The 21,143-nt window shown below is 39.0% G+C and carries 16 protein-coding genes; 7 read left to right on the top strand and 9 right to left on the bottom strand.

The window, feature by feature from the left end; all coding sequences use genetic code 11:
• Nucleotides 1–74 precede the first annotated feature (74 nt).
• From UABAM_RS13515 to UABAM_RS13495, 5 genes are read right to left on the bottom strand one after another with little or no spacing between them, the layout of a single operon-like run.
• On the bottom strand, nt 75–899 hold the full coding sequence (locus UABAM_RS13515; RefSeq protein ID WP_151968533.1) for a dienelactone hydrolase family protein: 825 nt from the start codon (nt 897–899) through the stop codon (nt 75–77).
• A gap of 23 nt (nt 900–922) precedes the next feature.
• On the bottom strand, nt 923–1,285 hold the full coding sequence (locus UABAM_RS13510; RefSeq protein WP_151968532.1) for a DUF2237 family protein: 363 nt from the start codon (nt 1,283–1,285) through the stop codon (nt 923–925).
• 38 nt (nt 1,286–1,323) lie between these two features.
• On the bottom strand, nt 1,324–4,404 hold the full coding sequence (locus tag UABAM_RS13505; protein WP_151968531.1) for a hypothetical protein: 3,081 nt from the start codon (nt 4,402–4,404) through the stop codon (nt 1,324–1,326).
• On the bottom strand, nt 4,401–5,735 hold the full coding sequence (locus UABAM_RS13500) for a hypothetical protein (RefSeq protein ID WP_151968530.1): 1,335 nt from the start codon (nt 5,733–5,735) through the stop codon (nt 4,401–4,403). Before UABAM_RS13500 ends, UABAM_RS13505 begins: the two co-directional genes overlap by 4 nt.
• Before the next feature lie 11 nt (nt 5,736–5,746).
• Nucleotides 5,747–6,328, bottom strand: a complete 582-nt coding sequence (locus UABAM_RS13495; RefSeq protein WP_151968529.1) for a hypothetical protein — start codon at nt 6,326–6,328, stop codon at nt 5,747–5,749.
• Between the two features lie 205 nt (nt 6,329–6,533).
• Here UABAM_RS13495 and UABAM_RS13490 point away from each other — a divergent pair, with 205 nt between their 5' ends.
• The 3 genes from UABAM_RS13490 to UABAM_RS13480 are packed head-to-tail and all read left to right on the top strand — an operon-like array spanning nt 6,534 to nt 8,484.
• On the top strand, nt 6,534–7,214 hold the full coding sequence (locus UABAM_RS13490) for an archaemetzincin (protein WP_173013304.1): 681 nt from the start codon (nt 6,534–6,536) through the stop codon (nt 7,212–7,214).
• Nucleotides 7,215–7,244: 30 nt separating this feature from the next.
• On the top strand, nt 7,245–7,874 hold the full coding sequence (locus tag UABAM_RS13485; RefSeq protein WP_151968527.1) for a 2-hydroxychromene-2-carboxylate isomerase: 630 nt from the start codon (nt 7,245–7,247) through the stop codon (nt 7,872–7,874).
• A gap of 10 nt (nt 7,875–7,884) precedes the next feature.
• A complete protein-coding gene (locus UABAM_RS13480) occupies nt 7,885–8,484 on the top strand; it encodes a Tll0287-like domain-containing protein (protein ID WP_173013303.1) in 600 nt (199 codons plus the stop codon).
• Nucleotides 8,485–8,531: 47 nt separating this feature from the next.
• On the opposite strand, the gene UABAM_RS13475 is transcribed toward UABAM_RS13480, so the two are convergent.
• Complete coding sequence (locus UABAM_RS13475; RefSeq protein ID WP_151968525.1) at nt 8,532–11,231, bottom strand: tetratricopeptide repeat protein; 2,700 nt, start codon at nt 11,229–11,231, stop codon at nt 8,532–8,534.
• Nucleotides 11,232–11,399: 168 nt separating this feature from the next.
• Nucleotides 11,400–12,344 carry a carbamate kinase gene (gene arcC, locus UABAM_RS13470; RefSeq protein ID WP_151968524.1) on the bottom strand — a complete coding sequence of 315 codons (945 nt, stop codon included), beginning with the start codon at nt 12,342–12,344 and terminating at the stop codon, nt 11,400–11,402.
• A 119-nt stretch (nt 12,345–12,463) separates the two neighbouring features.
• Here arcC and UABAM_RS13465 point away from each other — a divergent pair, with 119 nt between their 5' ends.
• The 4 genes from UABAM_RS13465 (at nt 12,464) to UABAM_RS13450 (ending at nt 15,061) form a co-directional block, all read left to right on the top strand.
• On the top strand, nt 12,464–13,018 hold the full coding sequence (locus UABAM_RS13465) for an HD domain-containing protein (RefSeq protein WP_151968523.1): 555 nt from the start codon (nt 12,464–12,466) through the stop codon (nt 13,016–13,018).
• Between the two features lie 179 nt (nt 13,019–13,197).
• On the top strand, nt 13,198–13,851 hold the full coding sequence (locus UABAM_RS13460; protein ID WP_151968522.1) for a hypothetical protein: 654 nt from the start codon (nt 13,198–13,200) through the stop codon (nt 13,849–13,851).
• Between the two features lie 127 nt (nt 13,852–13,978).
• The gene (locus UABAM_RS13455; RefSeq protein ID WP_151968521.1) at nt 13,979–14,446 is read left to right on the top strand and encodes a hypothetical protein; all 468 of its coding nucleotides are present in this window, start codon (nt 13,979–13,981) and stop codon (nt 14,444–14,446) included.
• Nucleotides 14,447–14,521: 75 nt separating this feature from the next.
• A complete protein-coding gene (locus UABAM_RS13450) occupies nt 14,522–15,061 on the top strand; it encodes a hypothetical protein (protein WP_151968520.1) in 540 nt (179 codons plus the stop codon).
• Nucleotides 15,062–15,107: 46 nt separating this feature from the next.
• Here UABAM_RS13450 and hemN read toward each other — a convergent pair whose 3' ends face one another.
• A complete protein-coding gene (gene hemN / locus UABAM_RS13445) occupies nt 15,108–16,472 on the bottom strand; it encodes an oxygen-independent coproporphyrinogen III oxidase (RefSeq protein ID WP_151968519.1) in 1,365 nt (454 codons plus the stop codon).
• Nucleotides 16,473–16,882: 410 nt separating this feature from the next.
• Nucleotides 16,883–21,139, bottom strand: coding sequence for a serine/threonine-protein kinase (locus UABAM_RS13440; RefSeq protein ID WP_151968518.1), 4,257 nt, complete (start codon nt 21,137–21,139; stop codon nt 16,883–16,885).
• Between the last annotated feature and the right edge of the window lie 4 nt (nt 21,140–21,143).

The following is a 21,143-nucleotide window of genomic DNA, read 5'->3' as shown; positions in this document are numbered from 1 at the left end:
GGGGACGGGCGGACACGAGGTCCGCCCCTACAACGCACTGTGTAATAGGTTGATGATAATTTTTTTGAGCATTATCACTTCAAATGCTTTGCAAAAAATGCCATGGTTTTTTCCCAGGCGTTTTCGGCAGCTTCTTTGTTGTAACGTGTTCCCGAGGGGTTTGCGAAAGCGTGGTTGGCCTTGGGATAGATATTGATGTCCGCATTTTTATTTAGTGACTTTAACGCTTCGTGGAACGTGTTGACACTTTCTACGGGAATTCCGCGATCGAGTTGACCAAATATTCCGAGAACAGGTGCGGAAAGTTTCGCGAGTTGCTCTTTGTCGTTTACCAATCGTCCGTAGTAAATGACAACGGCATCAATTTTGGCTTCGAATAACAGCCCACAACGCAATGACCAGTGGCCTCCGAAACACCAACCAATGCTACCGATTTTTGTTGCTTTGCAGTTGTTTTTTAGGTAGTTGTGAGCTTGGTTTAGGTTATCTAATGCTTGTTGTTGGTTACCCATGGCTTTTTTCATCAGCTTTAGCGCTTGTTTTGAAGTTTCGGCGGTGTTGCCACCATACATATCTACGGCCAATGCCACATAACCTTGGCTGGCGATTTTGCGTGCCATTGTTTTGATGTTGTCATTTAGTCCCCACCATTCTTGGATGACGATCACTGCAGGTAAACCTTGTGTTGTACCTTTGGGGTGGGCAATGTAACCTGTTACTTCTTTACCGGCTACTGTTGCATATACCACATCTTTTGCCGTGACATCTTTGACATCTTTTTTGGCAATGGGTGCGGCGATGGGTTTGTCATTTCGGTGTTCTTTTTCCATTTTATCGGTGTAGTCGTCTTGGGCGATGACAAAGCCCAAAACAATCATAAACATAATAAAAATGCGCATAGTTTTATCCTTTTGCAATAAATTTAGTCTGTAACAGCATATTTTTTTAGAACTTCAATATCAACGTGTTCAATTGCTTGAACATGAGTCGCTTCTAAGACAACAGGCGGGGCACATCCGGCTTTTTCCGCCTCGACCCACCGTGAAATGCACAAACACCACTTATCCCCAGGTTTTAAACCTGGAAAATCATACTGTGGAACTGGTGTGATGAGATCGTTGCCTTGTGCGCGACTAAATTCCAAAAATTCGGCGGTCATTTTAGCACAGATGATATGGGTGCCATAGTCGTATTTTCCGGTTTCACATTTACCATTGCGATAAAAACCTGTCATTGGGTCCTGGCAACAGCATTGTAGGTCGGTCATGAGTACATTTTTTGCCATGGTAACTCCTCTCTAAAGTTGTTTAGTTTCTCTTAGTTTTACTTTACACGAAAAATGATATCACCGGTTTGTTGTTCCCGGCTATACTCTTTTTGGGCCTTATTGTCTTGTAAGTCTGGGCCTATGGACCAAAAATGACATGACGTATCATCTTTATGATATTTAAATGATTGTTTTGTGAAAGGATCCTGGAGCATATCTTTTCCAACGGTCGCTGTTATTTGCGATAGATTTTGTGGAAAGCTACCGTTTCTTATTTTCCATAGTTGCAGAGCAACCTGCACACTTAACGCATGGATTCTTGTTTGATTTTCAAAACTTTTTCGTCCCATACTACCGACGGCAGGTGCTACCATGCTCAATAAAATCTTAGCAATGTTATTTGAAATAAATATTGTGTAGCGCTGCATGAGTTTCTGTTGTTTTTCACGATCATCTTCAATGATGTTTTTCATTTCATGATGGAACTGTTGTATTTTTAACATCATTTTGAATATATCGACATACACTTCTGTTTCTATATTATCATCTAATTTTTGCATTTTGTCAAAACTATCGCATGACTGAGCAAGGCGCGTGTAAAAATCTTCTATGTTTTTAGTTATGTGTGTTTTCATTAGAGCAAAATTGTTTACACCGGCATTTTTTGCCCACTCGGGAGTATCTTGGGGAGTACTTAATAAGTGATCGATCTGGCTAAACGTCGTTGACATGGAATTGATGATCATATCCTTATCGTACATGATGGTTTGCGAGAGATTGTTTGTGCGGTAGCGTTTTTTTAATTCTTGTAGTAACCATTCACATTGTTTTTCACTGAGTTGTGGAATTATTTGTTGCAAATGTGGTATTACGTTACCGATGATCGCATTTGCGACCAAATGCGAAATGAGTATATTGTCTCTGTTTAACTGTAATGCAATTTCATAGGCCGATAAATATTCCTGACATGCTTTTTTTATTTCGCCCTGTCCTGCGAGACTGGCCCCATTCCACAGAAGAAATTTTGAGATATTGCGCAGATGAGACAAATGTGGCAGAAGCAACTCTGCGGTTTTTTCATGACTTTGCAGTTCACGTATAAAACGAAACGACTTCATGTTAGCAGCACGGCGCGCTAAATTTAAAAATTTGCGATGCTTGTGTAGAAACACCTTCAATTGCTTGTCGGTAGCGGCGTTATTATTTTTAATAACTTCTTCTGTATGCATTTCAAATTCGTAGTCAGTTTCGGGGATCTGATCAAAAACGCGCATGTAAAGACCAAAACGCTCATCTTTATACATCTCTTCGTAACGGAAATCGTTTAATTTTGTGAGAATGGTTTGCTGTTGCTCTAGTAGTTGATTTAGGTGTTTTTGATGTTGGTTCTCTTGCGGTTGAAATACTTTGATGGCACGGCGAAAAAGAGTCGCAAAAGATGTGACGTTTAATTGATGTTTTATACTAAAATTTATGCCACGATCCATTCTTTGTAATATGAAAGTAATGGAGCCAATTTGGGCGATGATATCTTTCTGCTGCTGCTGTATTTTTTGCTGTTGTTGTTTATATTTTTTCTTTGCTTTCGCGATTTGTTTTTTGACTTGTACAAGTAGTTGTTCGTATTCATTTTCGCGGCATACATAATTGAAATGGTTTCCTTTGCAAAAATCGTTTTTCCCAGGAGTGGAGTCGTCTTCTGCAAAGAACGATGGATCTTCTTTTTTGATAACAAAATCTTGTAGCAGTCGTGTATCCATATTAAGAAGTACACTGCTCGCTTTGTGTGAAAATTTTTGTAACGGATACGTGTGAAATTTCGCAAATGAGAACGGTGCAGACACAAGTATATGGTCGTGAACAAACTGAATATATATAGGGAAGTCTAATTCTTCCACGACAAATGCGCTGCTTTTCGCGTCGTAGCGCACATTGTTAAATGACTTAGTCACTTGCTGGAATATTTGCTGGGTTTTTTGTAAGTCCGTCACTTGTAAGGCCAGAGAACCCGAGAAAAAATTTTTTCCAAAAGCATTTGCTGCCATCGCTATGTTTCCCGAAAGCAAAGGTAGTACATCTTGGTTCAAATCAACTTGGAATTTTTGACGAAACTCTTGTTCGAAGTCGTTTATTTGTTGTTGTTCTATTTGCAGAATATTTGTGGCGATATAACGCAGTGATTTTAAGTTAATAGATAAATTACTCCATAACGGTGGGTTTTCCATAAAGCCATATAGCTCGTTGTCTAAATCTTTGAATAGAAAATCCTTTTCCACAAGTTTGGAAAATTTTCCGTCACTGTCAAAAGTTACAAATATGTCACTTTGTACTCCTGTCGTCGTTACGTGTATTTTACCTGCTAAGGCCGGAATCACATTCGCAATCGAGTTGTTTACAACAGGGGCGTGCTGCGCTATAAGAGATGTGCGACAGTAAACAAATAACTGATCGTCGTCGTTTGCGAGTTGCGATGCTGCGATAAAATTAGGCACTGTCGCTAGAGACGTTGGCTTTTTATTGAGGAGTTCGAGAGGATTTTTTTGCGGCATCAGAAAAAAATAGCCATTGCGAAAAACACCGTGTATGTCTGTATTTAGAGACATCATAACATTGTTGTTACTCTGGGCAAATGACATTTGATATTTGGTACAAAGTTTTTGTAGAAACGCTAACGCTTTTTGTTTGTCGCTTAATTGTATCGCGACAAGCGGTGTGTTTTGTAACATAGCAATTGCGATGGGCTTGGTAAACGCAAATCCTGTTTCTCCACGAATGAGTTCGTCAATGGTTGTATCTGCGACTTGTTTTAGTTCATTGTTCGCTGTTTCCGCGTGTTGTGGATGGTGTTTTTTTAACTCGGAAAAACCCAGATTTTCGACGATGCTCCATAGGTCACCAATGAGAAATGCTTGGGTATCTTTTGGTAGAGTACTGGCTATGGTATTTGTCATTTCCTTGACTTCTACAGCATAGAGTGACAACGTCAAAAACAATGTAATACATAGTTTTCTAAGCATAATTTTATCCTTTACAAATATTTGACAAAATTTTTGTCTTTCGTGTGCGATGTTCCCTTTTAAGTAAATCGCTGCGGTAATGCAATCACTAAAGAAGTAGCGGTTTGGATTTTCGCTCATTTAGTCTCGAAAGTTTTCCATTCTTGGGGAAGATTATCGGCGATGTAGTTTGTAACGACCCACCCGGAAGAGTTTCTGTTCACTTCGCAGATTACCGGAAATATATAGTTTTTATCTCCGCGATCCAATAGGGTCCGTACGGCGTTTTTCCAGTGAGGTTGTGGTTTTATGGTGAAGTTTTGTTGTGCAATTTTGATGGTGATTGGTTTGTCAATGTCAAGCATCTTATCGTTAATGAGTAAGCGCAAATAGTCGCCGCTTTCTTCAATTACAATGGCATTTTCTTCGCGATTTAAATGAACATCGATGTCGGAATATTTTGTGGTATCGTTTCCTAGATCTAGCCAGTAGAATTGCGTTTTCCCTTCTTTAACGCGCAATTTGGCATATACACTGTTCCAAATGACACGTTTGGGAAGAGGATTGCGTCTGTGGTTTGCCATCCACTCAATACTATTGGTGTTTGCTTGTTTTGTGGTTCTGTTTTTATTGTTTAGCCATTTCTTGGGAGAGGCAATTACTTTATTTATTTTGTAATTGCGGTGACTTGATTTGTATTGCCAACTGTTGTGTGAACTAAGCGGGTGAATGAATGTTTCACATATAAAACCACCGTATTTTTTGCGCATTTTGGTAAATTTAATGGTGTATTTTGCCGCCTGTTTGTGACGAGAATAGGCATGGTCTAATTCTCCCATTTGTATGAGAAATGGTACGTTGCGACAATTTTTTATTTGTGTGCCATTGGGATGTCCGGCCATCATGTTTACCGCCGCAAAACGATCTGCCATACGCGGCGTTATTTGGTAAACGCCATCGCCACCGGCGGAGAATCCAAATAGGTATATGCGATTCGGATCTACATCTTGAAAAGCAATCATGTTTTCAATTAAGCGATCATACATGATGTAGGATTCTTTCCTGAAGTGTAGGTTCCATGTATCGCTAATACCTCGCGTCGCCACTAATATACCGGTGGTAATGGAGTTTTTCCACGCGTTTTCTGGTCCCCATTGACCATTGTTTATTGTGGTATGTGTTCCACCTCCGCCATGAAGATATATGTATAGAGGATAACCATCTTGTGGTTTTTTTCCTATTTGCCAAGAAATAAATCTCATTACTTTGTCATTGTAAAAAATGCGTCGTATTTGCGAAGTTTTTTTACCACGATATGTGGGGTAGGCGTAATCAATTAGGGTATTTTCTTTTTGACGCTGTGGATCTTCGTTGAGAGAATTAAAATACTTTTTCCAAAGTACATATTGAAAATCTTCTTGGGCGTTTATTGTGATAACACTAAAAACAATGACCAGAAAAAAGTATTTCATTGTGTTCTCCCCTATTTTGTATATTGTTCCTCTAAATGTTTCACTATCTTTTCCACTTCGTGTTTTTGTACTTCAATACCAACTATGGCGACAAGACCTTTTAATTTTATCTCTATTTCATCGAGTGTCATGTCATTTACCTTGCTTTGGAATTCCAAACGCGCTTGTTCTAGTTTGCCTTGGTCTTTTTCTAACGCAGCGTAAGCGCGACTGATATCTAAAACGGTATCTGTTTCCATATATGTTAAGTCCTGGACAAGAGCAATGTAGAAGTCGCGACGAAAAAAATTCAAACGCGAAAAGACCAGTGCGTTGGCTAAGTTGACGATACCCGCCTTTTGTTTTTGCAATTCCTCTTCGGAAAGTTGTTGTTCTTTGGCTTTTTTGATACGCTTTACCGCGGGAGCGCCAAAACGATTTAGATCCAATTTGTGCATTCTGTCTAGGTTACCTTGCAATTCACGCAGAAGAAAGCCCATGACTTCTCTTGTGCGAAGTTTTAACTTGCGTTTTTCATTTTGGATGGCAGTTATATACGCTAAAATACCACCAATAAATATCCCCACAATTTCCGCGATGATTTCTACAAACATTCTCAATTCCTTAAAGTGATTCTTAACGACAAACGATAACGACAAAAGTAGTAAAATTTCGATAAAAAAACTGGTTCTTCTAAAAGTTGGCGATTATACTACGAACAAAACGTTTGAATATTAGTGTCCATTATAATAGCAGCGTAGTTAAGTTGCTATTGTAATTTAAATGTGTATTATGTACACCGTGTCTGAAAAAAATACAATGAAGAAAAAATACCAAAAAATGAAATACACTGTGTTGGTGATCTGCGTCGTCGTCATTGCTTGGAGTTTTTCTCGTTATCGCCAAATGACCATTGCACAAGTGGCCGTGTATGCCAGTATGCAAAACGCAAGTTGTTCTACAAAAGTTGTCGCCATCCAAACATTTGGCGAAATAAACAGTGAGGAATTGTATCCCTTGACGGAACTGTTTTCTGAACTTTACGGTATAGATGTTGTTTTCTTAGAAAATATTGCGATTCCCGAAAGAGCATATCTTAAAGAGAAAAAACAATGTGACCTTGCGGTACTGAATGACGTGTTGGCGGCTAGAAAAAAAAACGTAAAGTGTTTGCGATTAATTGGTTTTGTTGATAAAGACGCGACAGATGGCAAGTTAGAGTATTTATTGGGAATGGCTTCTCTAAGTCGCGAAGTTGCCACGATTTCTCTTACAAGACTTCGCGAACGTTATTACCATCGTAAACAAAATGCGTTGTTATTTCGCGAGCGTTTGTTTAAGTTAACTTTGCATGAATATGCCCATACTTTTTTTTTATTGCATTGTACAAATAATTGTCTAATGCAGTTTACACCACAAATCGAAAAATTTGATGGTAAACCTTTGGGGTTTTGTTGGCTGTGTTTGCGAAATTTTACCACATTGTATCAAGCATATTAAGTGTATCTATTTTTGTTCAAGGGACTTTTTATGAAAGAATTGACATGGTTTTTTGATTTTATTTCGCCATTTGCCTATTTGCAATTTGAAACGATGGCAAACAAATTACCGGAAGACATCCATATAGAATACTGTCCGACTCTCTTTGCGGGCTTCCTGAATCATTGGGAGCATAAGGGACCTGCGGAAATACCGGCGAAGAGAACTTTTACATATCGCTATGTAAAATGGCTGGCACAGAAACAAAACATCCCTCTCAATATGCCCGCCGTACATCCGTTTAATCCACTCGCGTTGTTGAGGTTGGCCATATGTTTACATTGCAGGGAAGATGCGGTACGTAAGATTTTTCACTTCATATGGCGCGATGGCAAGAGCGTGGACAATGAGGGACAACTTGGTTCATTGTTGAAAGAACTCGATGTCGAACCACAAGCACTTGCAAAACCGGAAGTAAAAAATAAGTTACGCGAAAATGGCGAACGTGCAATTGCATTAGGTGTCTTTGGTGTGCCTACTTTTGTGTATGACAGACAAATATTTTGGGGATATGACAGCACAGAAATGCTTGTCGATTATATGGAAAACCCACAGATGTTCGCCGCAGATAAGGAAATTGAAAAGCTCCCCATGGGAAATATTAAGCGAAAATTTACTTAAGGAAAATGTTATGTATCTACATATTGTATTAATAACAATACTCTTTTTACTCACGGGATGTGGTGAAAGTTTAGCCATCACTCCCCAGGAAAAAGTTGTCGCCGAGAAAATTGGTCAAGAATCTGCTAATACGGTTTTGCGTACAATGATGATGAAACTGATGGAGGAAGTCCAAAAGGATGGTCCAGTGGGCGCCGCGAAATTTTGTTCGGAAAATGTTCATGATTTGACCAAGGAAATTAAAAAAGAATTGAAAAAAGGAGTGAGCATTAAGCGAGTTTCTCAAAAAAATCGCAATCCAAAGAATGCTCCTACAGCCCAGGAACAAAAAGCGATAGATTTTTTTACCACTAAAATCAAAAGTAAGGAAGATGTTCCCGAAAAGCATTTAGTAAAAAACAATGAAAATGGACAAGTCTTTGTTAATTACTATAAGCCGTTGTATGTAGCACCACTGTGTTTGAATTGTCATGGAAATCCACAAAAGATGTCGCCAAAGTTAGTGGAGATGTTAAAGAAAAAATATCCACAAGACAAAGCCGTTGGTTTTAAGCCCGGAGACTTTCGCGGGGTACTCAAGGTTTCTATTCCCGTAGCGTTGCTGAAGTAAGTTTTTGAGAATCCTGTCAAATAAATCTTTTGACAGGATTCTCAGGATTAACGGGATTTTTTTTGACACCTTTTGATGCTTTTGCGCAGTTCTTTTACTTTGCGCCTTTCATCTAGGGCATCGAAGTATTCCATACTTTTTTGATAGTAATTCGCCGCGGTTGAATATTCGCGAAAATCTTGTTCACAAATGATGGCGACGTTTTCGGAGAATACCGCACAATTTAGTAGATTTTTTTGGTTCTCTGCAATGGTAAACGCTTCTTCGAAAAATTGTCGCGCTTCGTCGTGTCGTCCTTGTTGTCTGTAGATAATTCCAGCATTGGTCAATGCTTGCGACACATTTTCCAAATCTCCCACGCGACGGCTTATCCGTAAAGATTCTTCAAAATGCGCTAGTGCCTCATCGTAATTTTCATAACCTTCGTAAATGTTACCTATGTTATTCATTTCGACGGCCACACCTCGTTCATAGCCCGTCTCTTTTTGAATTTCCATTGCGCGTTGGTATCTCTCAAAAGCTTCTTCGTACTCTTCAAGTGATTGGTACACGCGACCAGTATTGCTTATACAAATTGCCATTTGCAGAGGGTTGCGTAGTACTTCGTATGTGGCAATGGCTTCTTCGTAATACTCTAAGGCTTCGTGGTGTTCTCCGCAAATTTCGTACAGATTACCAATACTGTTAAGAGTCGTGGCATACTCATCATTCGCTTCGGTTTCGCTCAGCACATCTAGTGCTCGTTGGTATTGTGCCAAGGCGTCTTCATATTCCCCAGCCTCTTTGTATGCGTCGCCAATATTGTTCAAACAAATGACAATTTGACCTACCTCTCCTAGGTTTTCAGATAACTCTAAGGCCTTATGATAGTAGTTCATCGCTTCCTCGTGTTCGCCAGCATCTTCTCGCAAGGAAGCGATATTGTTATAACCAGTTGCAATTCCGCGAGGATCATTGATTGCTTGGCTGATTTGCATGGATCGTTGGTAGTGATCATGCGATTTGTCGTAATCTCCCAACGTTTGGTATAAACTAGCGATGCTGCTTAGATGTATTGCCATGCCTTTTTGGTTACCCGCACTGCTGTCTAATTCGAAAGCTTTTTGGCTGCACTCCAATGCCTGTTCATATTTTTCTTCGTCGTTATATATAATGGAAACATAACCGAGGCTAGCAGCGATTCCTTCCTTGTCTCCAAGAATTTCGCTAATTTTTAATGCTTTTTCATAGTATTGGGCGGCCTCATCGTAGAATCCTAATGTTTTACGTATACTCCCCAGGTTTTGAAAACGCAATGCTAAACCTTTTTTGTTACCGGTGCTGCGATCAATTACAATCGCTTGTTCATAATATTCTTGGGCCTGAACGTACTGGCCTTGTAATTCGCAAATATTTGCTAAATTATTGAGAAATGTCGCCACTTCGCGTTTGTTGTCTACTGTCTCCATGTGTTCAAGAGCTTGTTCGAAGTATTCTTGAGATTTGCTATAATTTCCCCATAGATGGTAAATGCTGCCGACATTGTTGAAACCAATCGCCATGCCCTCGTGATTGCCTAACTCTGTTTCGATGTCTAAAGCTTTTTGATAGCATTCTAACGCCTGTTCGTACTGTCCTAGAATGTCGTAAAGGGCACCTAAATTGGTTAAGGCCGCTTCAGCACCATAGTCTCTTTCTTCGCATATGGCTAAATTACGCTGTTGGCAAACCACAGCTTGCTGCGTTTGTCCGCTTTGTTGTAGCAGTAAACCAAAAATACTACAAGCAAGCGCATGATCGAGATGTTCGTGGGCCCATACTTTTAGAGATTCTTGTAAACGCTTATTTTTTGTTTCTTGCCAATCTTTCTGCTGCTGAGGAGTGTAGTGAACGCGTTCTATTTGGTATTCTTCGGCGATTAAATGGTCAAAGACTTCAGGTAATTTGCCGTGGACAATTTGTGCTTTTGCCTTGTACAATTCCGCCAATTGTGCTACATAACTATTTACCGGCTCTTTGTAATCGGAAAGTTTTAGAAAATTCCATACAAAACCTTTTGCCTCACCATTCTGGTAAGCTGTGACCATTGCTAAGTAGTCGAGATCTATTTTTAGGTCTGCCCCGCTATAGCCCCAAAATACCATGTAATATTGGGTAAGTAATTGCTCCATCACCGTTTTTTTTACTTGAGGAAGTCCTTGTGCTTCTTGCTCAACGGTCGCGGTAATGGTTTTAGGTTCGCTAACACAGCCATGAAATTTGAAAACATGGACAATGTTGTCGTCTTCCAAAGAAAAATCCGCAAATTCCTCTTCGGTGCGATAACTTTTGTAAGGTAGTCCTTCCCTACGCAATGCTTCTTCAATGAAAACATCAAAGTTTGTGGTAACAATGTATTTTAAGTAACCTGCTTTGGCCATTTTGCTCAAGTAGAGATGGTTGGCATTGGGTTCCCCATCGTTTAACGAACGAAAACATTCAAAATAACCTTCGCAATTTGCATCGATCATCGATGCAACATACTCGGGAGTTAGTCCTTTTTTCCCCTCGACGGCAATCATGTCAATTTCCGTAAGTTTCGATAGATAATCGTCGAGAATATGATCGCGACTAGCGACGGCTTCAAGTGTGTAGTCGCGCAATTTATGCCAATCAGGCAAACCCGCAGGGGGTTCTAGGCTAATCCCTGCTCCACAAAAAACCACCGCTTGCTGGTCATGAAATATACTCGCTAAATTTTGGTGAATTTGTTTATCTAACTTGAACATTCTTCTCGCTTTCTTAAGGCATAAAAATTCGAAAATGGAACTCGGAGTGCCTGTTGCAACAGGTTCATGAATTCTATGATATTTGCGATGTAAATTGCTAAAATTTTTTAAGGAGTGTTATTTATAGGGAGGTAGGAGGACTTGTGTATTACCGTCCTCCTATATTTGTTACTCGGGGACAATATGTGTGCCGTTGTTTCCTTGTAAAGCATCCGCTAAACATTCGGGCTTGGTAATAATCACTTTTTTGCCACCGTTTTCTAAGTACTGTATTGCAGCTTGTATTTTGGGTAGCATACTGCCAGGGGCAAAGTGCCCTTCATCGACGTAAGTTTTGAGTTCTGCTACCGTGACGAGATTAAGGTTTTTTTGCTGTGGAGTGGCGAAGTGAATCGCTACTTTTTCTACAGCTGTGGAGATGATTAAAATATCCGCACTTATTTTGGTGGCGAGTAACGCCGAAGCCAAATCTTTATCAATGACCGCCTCACAGCTATGCAGAATACCATTTGCATCTCTTGTGACTGGTATACCTCCACCACCACACGCCACAACAACATTTCCCATGTCGAGAATTTTACGTATGCTTTGTGATTGAACAACTTCTAATGGTTTGGGAGAAGCGACTACGCGTCTGTAACCGCGATTTGCGTCTTCCATCATTTGCCAATTTTTCTCTTTTTGTAGTTTCTCCGCTTGTTGCTCTGTATAAAAAATGCCAATAGGTTTCGTTGGTTGTGAAAATCCTGGATCATTTTTGTCAACGACGACTTGGGTGATCACTGTTGTTATATCTTTTTTTAGGCCTTGGCGCTGAAATTCGTTTTGTAAACATTGTTGTATTTGGTAACCAATAGATCCTTGTGTATCCGCTCCACATATATCCAGAGGAATTGTATGCAAAATGTCTTTGCAATGCTCTGAACGTAGTAAAATAAATCCGACTTGTGGCCCATTGCCATGTGTAATCAGTAGTTTGTCTTGTCCATTGTACATCCGGACTATTTCGCGGCAGGTTTGTACCACACACTCCCATTGGTCTTTTAGTGTTTGCTTTTCGTTATCTTGGATTAAGGAATTTCCACCGATAGCAATAATAATAGTTTTTTGCATTTTTTGACTACTTTAGTTTGTGAAATGTATCTAAACATAGTACTTGATTACTATTATTATAAATTTATAATTTGTTTCAGTAAATAGAATTATCATTACCCAAACAATAAGGATATACAATGAACTGGTCTCCCGATACATATCAAAAGGCTTGGCATTTTGCCACATTTGCTCATAACGAGCAAACATATGGTGGACGAAAAAAGGGTGTTCGCGTCCCCTATATTAATCATATCGCGAGCGTTGCTATGGAGGTAACTTGGGGTTTACAATGCGTGCCACAAAGTGATCATAATCTTGCCATACAGTGTGCACTTCTACACGATACCATTGAGGATACACAAGTTACTTATAAAGATATTTTACAGACGTTTGGTAAAAGAGTTGCTGATGGTGTTATGGCACTTAGTAAAGATGAAACTCTAGGAACGAAAGAGCAACAAATGTTAGATTCTCTAAAACGAATCCAACAGCAACCACCAGAAGTTTGGATGGTGAAAATGGCAGATCGTATTACAAACCTTTATTACCCACCGCACTATTGGGATAAGGACAAAATTCTGCGTTATCAAAAAGAGGCAAAGGTCATTTATGATCATTTGCATAAAAGTAACGAATTACTTGCACAAAGACTTGAAAAAAAAATAGAAGAATATAACCGTTTTTTGCATTAGTAGTACTGTGGTTGTTTTTGTAGTGGTAATTTTGTATACTATGTCTTAATATTAAAACTTAGGTTTGTGTCTTTATTGGTATTTGATGAAATACCAACATTTTTGATTGAAATACGTATAGCATATATAGGGTTAGCACACAAGCCGTAAAACATAGATAATTTATAATAGTGTGTAAAATGAAAAAAACAAGAGATGATATTTGTGCGCCTCCGAGTTCTACGGATGTACTCTATGGAAAAATAATACATCACAATAAAATATTTGGTGATAATCAGTTGGAAATGTTTTTAGATGAGCTTGAACATTACCACATCACTGGTGCACAACTTTCATTGATGGACTTTATTGTTGAACAAAATATGTTAAACCCTTCGCAAGAAATTATCATTCGCGAAACGTTTAAAAAACATATGTTACACACAAACGACTCTTTTATGGAAGAAGCTCTTAAATTTCTTCCCAAAGCCAAAGATACAATAGACCGCTACATAAAAAACAACAAGATAGAAGAACCAATACCTTGTAATGAACTACTGCGGCTTTCTATTTTGCCACGTCGTTACTATAAAATATTATGTTGTTACATGCAGCATTTTTGGCTGAGTGAAGAAAATAAAATTTTATGTGATAGTTTGATTGATAATGATCTTCTAACGCGCAAACAACTTGATGAACTAAATAAGAAATATAACTATTTCATTCATACGGGAACCTACAAACCTCTGGTTTTTTTACTAGACACGATAACACAACCAAATATTCTCAATTTATACCTACGTGCAGTTCGCAGGAGTATGATCACTAGCAGTGCAATAGAAAATTATATGTAGAGCCTCGTTTCGAATACCTCAGCTAAAAAAGAGTTATGTTTACTCATTTCGAGTGTTGACTTACCAAATCTATGGAAAATGACTTTTCATAGAATTATTTTTACTGCTTTTTATAGGAGACAAGACATTGTCATCTAAAAATATACTTTTTTCGTTCGTCGTAGTTCTACTTCTATTTTCTCCACAACTAGAAGCGAAATTGCTCATTACTTATGGTGATGATATCGTTAAAGTAGCTGAACTTCCTGCAGAGATGAAAAAACAAGCATCTGTTGCTGATATGTGTATTGGATACAAATACGGACAGTTTGGTGTGTTCTATTTACAAATATGGACATGGAGTGGTGAGTTCTGTCTGTACAGCGAATCACAAAATACATATTGGACTTTAGACGAAAAACAAATAAAAACACTAAATGAATCTGTACCTGGCGGACTGAAAGCTCCCTTTTCTTACACAGTGCCTCCTGGACTGATCGTGATCATTATCGTGATTGCAATACTGATCTTCATTGGTAAAAACGCCGATGATGAAGAACCAGCACCTGAAACTGCTGCTAACAATGCCGAAGGTGATACTGTCGGTAACGGGTAGAGCTTAATTTTTTAGTGGCAATAGACAACTTTGTGCGCAAAGTTGTCTGTTTCTCAAATCAACAAGGAAAAAAAAATGGCAACGATAAAATGTAAAAGATGCGGAAAAAAACATTCCAGTGCGGCAAGGTGTTGTATGCACTGTGGATACCCAAAAAAGATACAGAAGAAACCCAAAAAAGTGATTAAACCAAATGTTGCAAGGAAAGGTGAAGACAACACCATTCGCAACCTATTTTCAGCTCTTGTAATACTTTTAGTCGTCGCTTTTATTGCACAAGCGGTACGCAACAACAATACTGGCAGTAGCTCCAACACGACACGAACATTTACGACTACAACAACCACAAAAACAATACCACGCACAACCCCAAAGAAAAAGGTTACAAAAAGTTATCCATCAAATGCATTTGCTCCTTTGGTGGACTATGTGCGCAACAATATGAATGATCCCGACTCTTTCGAACATGTTTCGACAACACAAGAGCAAATGGGAAATGCCCGAAGTATCTCTATGGTATACCGCGAACGCAACCCTGGCGGAACTTTGGTCACAAAGAAAGTCAAGGCGTTTGTAAGTGCCGACAATATCATACGTGGCGTAGAATACGAGTAATTGTAGATTTCTCTCGTATTGCAAAGCATACGAGAGAATACGCTCATTACATTGATTTTGAATAGGTATTTTTGCTGTGGGCAATAAAGTAATAATCAAATTTTTGTGCAATGTTGCGAATAAATAAACGTCCTATCTCTGTCACCTTTATAGAGTCTTCCTTGAGAATAACAAGACCATCCTCTTCCATTTCCACCAATTCTTCTAAAGCCTTTGAGAAATAGTCATTAAATACAATCCCATACCTTTTTTCAATGTAGGCTTTTTCTAAATAATTATTGCACATTATTTCCATAATGACATCGCGACGTAAGTGGTCGTCATCTGTCATTTGTCGCCCAATGAAAATAGGTAATTTTCCTTGAGATAAGTTGGTTTTATACTCTTTGATTGTTTTGACATTTTGCACATAGACATTGTTGAGTTGGCTAATTGCGGTAATTCCCATCGCATAAATTTCGACATTGCCATTGGTGGTGTATCCTTGGAAATTTCGGTGCAATTCTCCTGCTTGTAGAGATTGCGCTAGGCTGTCCGTTTCTTTGGCAAAGTGATCTAAACCAATGTGGACATAACCAGCTTTTTGCAAGCGTTGTGTCGTTTGCGAAAACATCTCCCATTTTTCTGCCATTGTGGGAAGAGTGTCTTCCTTAATGAGCTTTTGATGTTTTTTCATCCATGGAACGTGAGCATAGTGAAAAATAGCCATTCTATCGGGATTAAGTGCGACAATTTTTTCTACCGTTTCCGCAAAAGTTTGTGGGGTTTGATAAGGTAAACCATACATTAAATCGACATTGATGGAGTGAAAACCCAGGTTGCGCGCGGTGGTAAAAGTTTCGGCAATCATCTCGTAATCGTAAACGCGATTGATGGCTTGTTGTACTTGGGCGTTTAAGTCTTGTACGCCCATGCTCAGACGGTTGCATCCTAACTTTGCCATGACAGGTAAATGATCAGGGGTTAAATTGCGAGGATCAACCTCAATGCTAATTTCGCAATCTGTTGCAATATTAAAGCGTGAATTTATGTGCGAAAATAAACTTTGCAATTGCTCACAAGGTAGATAACTTGGCGAGCCTCCTCCCAGATGAATTTGTACAACTTGACGTTTGTCATCAATGAGTTCGGAAATCATGTCCATTTCGCGAAATAGCCACTGTAAATACTCTTGCATGTATTTTTCACTGTGCGTTACGATCATGTTACACGCGCAGTAGTAGCAAAGTTTCTTGCAAAAGGGTATGTGGATATACAGGGATACATCTTCGTTGGATGACTTCGCTTCCTCACGAAAAGAATTTACCGAAAAATTGCTGGTAAAATGTGGTACTGTGGGATAGCTAGTATAACGTGGACATGGGGTACTGTATTTTGTAAGTAAATCAAAGTTGAATGAAGATGTATGCATATTTCGCTCCTTTAGACATATTGACGTAATTTAGAACGCGAAAAACATGAGCAATCTTTATGCCAAGGTTCGTGGAGAAAATGATATCGTCGTCCACGCTTACGGACCAATGGTATTATTTTAAGTGTAATGACAGAATTATAGTTTCGTGTCATCCCTGACTTGATCAGGGATCCAGGCGCTTTAAAGTCAAATTTATATTGCTGGTTTCCCGCTTCCACAGGAATGACATGAATTTGTAAGTATTTCAAGTTTACTTCTTAAGTCAATGGTATTCACCTCACGGATATCGTTGACTTAAGAACATTGTGATTGCAATGCCCGTACCTAAATGATGGTCGTGAACGTGAACGACTATCGATGCCTCAATCATTAACAATGTTAAGCGTCGCGTAAAAATCAAATACAACTTATTTACCGAAATCCACATCGATATCTGGATAATCTTTCTGGAGTCTTTTCAAAAATACTGATTTTTCGATAGCTTTGTCACCCTCTTTTTCACGCCTGTAAAGTTCAAATAGACATTCAAAGAGCAGTTGCGCTAGTTTGGTATTTTTCATCTTACAACAAATATTAATTATTGCCGCATTGTCGCGGAAATTTTTAAACGGGGAGAAATCGTCAATTCGTGCTAAGAAATTCTTTTCATAGGCTCTTAATGCCAGAGAGTACTGATGATTGTTTACATAGTAGTGCCCAAGATCGGGTAGAAGAGAATGAGGACAGACTTTGGGGCTAAGCACTTTGCCCCAACCTTGATGTTTGACGATCTCGACAGGATTAGGGGATTTTTCTTGTAACATTTTGGCCGCATTTAATAAATATGCGTATTGTATATAGCGATTACTTTTTACTCCTACTTTTTCGTTATTTACATTTTGTTCTTTATCTTTCCGTTCTTTTTTGTGGGAGGTCAGTTGAAAGATTTTGTTTATATTGGTGAAAAAAGTGCCATGGTCAAAGTAAAAAAAAGCCCTGGTGGCGATAGAACGACTGTTGCTAGGATCTAGTTCACAACTCTTATCAAGCCAGTATCGCAATTTATGCGAAATGGCAGGAGTTTGTTGGCGTAATTCGTGAAAGAATTCGCGCATTTTTTTTAATTTCTTATATAAAACAAGGTCATCCGTTCTCCATGAAAAAACATCGTCGAACTGTAAGGTGGCCTTTTTTGAGTTGCGCATCCAATAATTTTGCATAAACAAGTTGATTCCTTGCGCGATTTCTGCCGCAATTTCTGTGTCTCCTTTGTGATTTTGATAAAATACTTCTAGCTGATTTAAGCTTCCCAATGAGATATACGCCACTGTTGCTGCACGTCTGACTTTAAGCTGAGGGTGCTGTAAAAAATTTTGAGCCATGCGTCTTTTTTCGTTGCGACTTTTTGTATTTGGAATGGGAAATTTCGCTTTTTGTTCACCAAAGTCTATCTCTTGGTGTAGTTGGTACAGCAAATAGCTAAGAAGCTTTGCATCCGTGATTTTTTGCAACGGTAGATGAATATTTATTAGTGATAGTTTGTATGTGATCATGCATTGCGATGATTTTGGCAAATTCGGCAAGTGGTCTATGATCTTTGAAAGTAAACCAAATGCACGGAATATATTGTTCATATCTGCAGATTTTCTGTCGCGTAGATCTCTGAAGAATTGGTAGAAGTTAAAGATAAAAGTCGCACTATTTTCTAGAGGGGAAATTTCTATGGTTGATTTTTTGTATATGTTGCTATCGAAAATAAATTCGTCTCTATTCTTTCCTGCACTGTAGGCGAACATTGCGCGAAGGCGTACAGTACGATTGGTTTCTTTTCGCAAGCAGTCTTCTATGTCTTTAATCACCGCCTTTAATAAGAAACCGTACTTTTCGCTGAAGGAAAAAACCACTTCCTTTACTTTGTTATTTTTGTCATTGATACCACGGCGAAATACTTCGACCAACTTTTTTTTAGGTATTACAGCACCTTTCTCTATATGTTTCTTAATCCAAAACATGTAGTGTGTGTACTGTCTTATTAGAGGTGAATCTGACTCCATTCCTGTATTGACGAGAAATTTTGCACTTTCTTTGAAGAGAGGCATATCGTCCTTGTGGTGTAAAAGGCAATGTAAGCTAGCTGCGGCAGCAATGCGCAAACGCAGTGTGTTATCTTTTTTGTTTTTCATAAGTTTATACAAGAAGGCTTTTTCACTTTCTGCAATGATCATTCCCTTAGGGGAGAGATTGCGAAATATACAGTCTAGCGGCTTTCGTAAGTGGCTAGTGTATAGAGCACGGGCGATGAGAATTTTCAAAAATTTGTCTTCTTGTGGTGATACTTCCAAGTGATTAGCGAGATACTCTCTAAGGGGTAACTGTACCGCTAAGTAGTTTTCACGCAGTACGACGGCGGTAACAATGCGCGTAATGAGGTCGACTTGGTGATCGTTTACGATATGGAGTAATGGTTCAAAACCTTTGAAGTATAAACATCCTTTGGCAAGTAAATACTTTTCTTGAACACTTGTTTTGTCGTTTTCGTCGGTGAGCATATGTACGAGAAGTTGTACGTCTTCTTCTTTTTCAAAGGGATTGTACAGCCATATGTTGTTGTACTGCGTGTAAAACAGTTGGTGAAAAATCATGGCGCGTTTTTCACGGTAACGGATTTCATTTATTTGCTGTAGCATGACAGATATTTTTGTTGTTAACCATGTAGGGAGGTCTTTGTACATCGATTCTACTTGCGCGTTTAGAGGTTTGTTGTAACGAAGACTTAACAATGTGCGATACAGCGTTTCTTGTGGTGTCTTGGAATTCTTTGACAATTTGCTAAGACTGCGGACAACACTTTCGATTTTGGAACGAAGCGTTTTCGGAGAAAATAGCTGTTGTTGTCCTTTTAACCAAGCAATATAAAGTTCTCTGTAGTGTTGTTGCCAGTTTTTCCACTTGTCGTGTAATAGATCTGGGCACGGCATAATACTTTCTTTTAAAAATTTGTAACTAATGGCTTGATAACATTGCTCACGTAATAGTGGTTCGTGATAAGGTATTTCGTGTAGTAACTCCGCAGCATCGAGATCATTGTTTACATAAAGTACTTTTCGTGCCAGTGTAAAAGCAGCGTAATACTTTTTTTGGCTTAGATAAATTTTCCCCAATTTTGTGGCGTAACGTACCACCATTGGTTTTTTTGCGACACATCTTTGTAAGTAGTGTTCCGCTTTTTTATTGTCGCCAAAGGGAGCATCTTTGCTATAAATATCTGCCATCGCTTCTAAAAAATTAATGTCTTCCGCAAAATCATTTTCAATAGAAATAAACAGTTCCAGGGCTTGTTTGTATATATCATGAGTTTGTGGAGTATCTTGGGAGTCCATTGCGTTGGCTTTGTGCATCAAGCACATTGCCCAGTAAAATTTGCTGTGAAAAGTGGTTTGGAGCGCAAAGAGTTTTCTTGCCTCTTCGTAGTTCCTGCTATTGTAATAACTCAAAGCTCGATAGTATTGGTATTCGTTTCGTTGGGGAAATTCTTTTAGAATGTCCAACGCCTTTTGCAACATACCTTTTTCATAATAGGCTTTGGCAATGCTAATTTTATACCCTTCGGCAAGAGATGATGGAATCGCTACGTTTCGCAATTTGCGATTGTGTATATCGTTTATGATACGATCTACTTGCCGTTTAATTTTTTGTTGATCGTCACTTAGTGATATGTCTTCTGGCACTTGCTCTTTGCTGCTCCATACTACAAACACAATACTAAAAACGATGAACATAAGCGCGGTGATTGCCCACTTGAAGCGGTGAAAAAATGTGTAATTTGTTTTGATATGCCCATCTTGCAAAAACAATTTTAAATCATTGGCGAACATGCTGATATTTTTATAGCGATATTCCTGTTTACGTGTCGTTGCTTTTTCCCATATGGTATCGATGCGTTTGTCTAATTGTGGCTCTATCCTACTTGGTGAGAGTACGGTCTCGTGTTGTATTTTAAATAGAATTTCCAGAGCTCCGTCTCCGGTAATCATGCGTTGCCCTGTCACGGCTTCATATAAAATAGCTCCAATTGCGTAGATATCTGTTTGAGCATGGATGGCAGACCCTTTGCCCGATACTTGTTCCGGCGCCATATACGCCGGTGTTCCCAGAACATCTCCAGTTTTGGTAAGGTCAAACTGCTGATTGTTGCCGACTTTTTTCGCTAAACCAAAATCAATGATGATGGGGTTGTGATTTGGGCGAATGAGAATATTTGCCGGTTTTAGGTCGCGATGTACAATTCCCCTGCGATGCGCATATCCCAATGCCGTACAAATTTGTATAAAAATCTTGATTTTGTCTTGCAATGACAAGTCGTTATTTTGTAAATATTCGTCCAATGGTTGGCCATCGATAAACTCCATGACCATATAACGGTATTGTTGTATAACACCTGCATCATATACCCTACCGATATTGGGGTGGTCTAGTTCGGCAACGATTTGCATTTCTCGCGTAAAACGGCTGTAACCTTGCTGCGCGGAGGTATCAACTTTAATCGCTACAGTGCGCTGCGGATTTTGTTGAATTGCCTTGTAAACAACGCCCATACCACCACTACCGATCTTGCCAACAACTTGATAACCGTTCCACGCGTTGCCAATGGAAATATTCACTTGAGTTTTTGCAAAATCATCCATGCTG

This window comes from Candidatus Uabimicrobium amorphum (assembly GCF_009002475.1).
GTDB classification, from domain to species: Bacteria; Planctomycetota; Uabimicrobiia; order Uabimicrobiales; family Uabimicrobiaceae; genus Uabimicrobium; species Uabimicrobium amorphum.
This window is presented reverse-complemented; position numbering and strand designations above follow the sequence as displayed.

Coding starts and splice junctions, on each gene's coding strand:
- UABAM_RS13515 (WP_151968533.1), bottom strand. CDS start 899: ATGCGCATTTTTATTATGTTTATGATTGTTTTGGGCTTTGTCATCGCC.
- UABAM_RS13510 (WP_151968532.1), bottom strand. CDS start 1,285: ATGGCAAAAAATGTACTCATGACCGACCTACAATGCTGTTGCCAGGAC.
- UABAM_RS13505 (WP_151968531.1), bottom strand. CDS start 4,404: ATGAGCGAAAATCCAAACCGCTACTTCTTTAGTGATTGCATTACCGCA.
- UABAM_RS13500 (WP_151968530.1), bottom strand. CDS start 5,735: ATGAAATACTTTTTTCTGGTCATTGTTTTTAGTGTTATCACAATAAAC.
- UABAM_RS13495 (WP_151968529.1), bottom strand. CDS start 6,328: ATGTTTGTAGAAATCATCGCGGAAATTGTGGGGATATTTATTGGTGGT.
- UABAM_RS13490 (WP_173013304.1), top strand. CDS start 6,534: ATGAAGAAAAAATACCAAAAAATGAAATACACTGTGTTGGTGATCTGC.
- UABAM_RS13485 (WP_151968527.1), top strand. CDS start 7,245: ATGAAAGAATTGACATGGTTTTTTGATTTTATTTCGCCATTTGCCTAT.
- UABAM_RS13480 (WP_173013303.1), top strand. CDS start 7,885: ATGTATCTACATATTGTATTAATAACAATACTCTTTTTACTCACGGGA.
- UABAM_RS13475 (WP_151968525.1), bottom strand. CDS start 11,231: ATGTTCAAGTTAGATAAACAAATTCACCAAAATTTAGCGAGTATATTT.
- arcC (WP_151968524.1), bottom strand. CDS start 12,344: ATGCAAAAAACTATTATTATTGCTATCGGTGGAAATTCCTTAATCCAA.
- UABAM_RS13465 (WP_151968523.1), top strand. CDS start 12,464: ATGAACTGGTCTCCCGATACATATCAAAAGGCTTGGCATTTTGCCACA.
- UABAM_RS13460 (WP_151968522.1), top strand. CDS start 13,198: ATGAAAAAAACAAGAGATGATATTTGTGCGCCTCCGAGTTCTACGGAT.
- UABAM_RS13450 (WP_151968520.1), top strand. CDS start 14,522: ATGGCAACGATAAAATGTAAAAGATGCGGAAAAAAACATTCCAGTGCG.
- hemN (WP_151968519.1), bottom strand. CDS start 16,472: ATGCATACATCTTCATTCAACTTTGATTTACTTACAAAATACAGTACC.
- UABAM_RS13440 (WP_151968518.1), bottom strand. CDS start 21,139: ATGGATGATTTTGCAAAAACTCAAGTGAATATTTCCATTGGCAACGCG.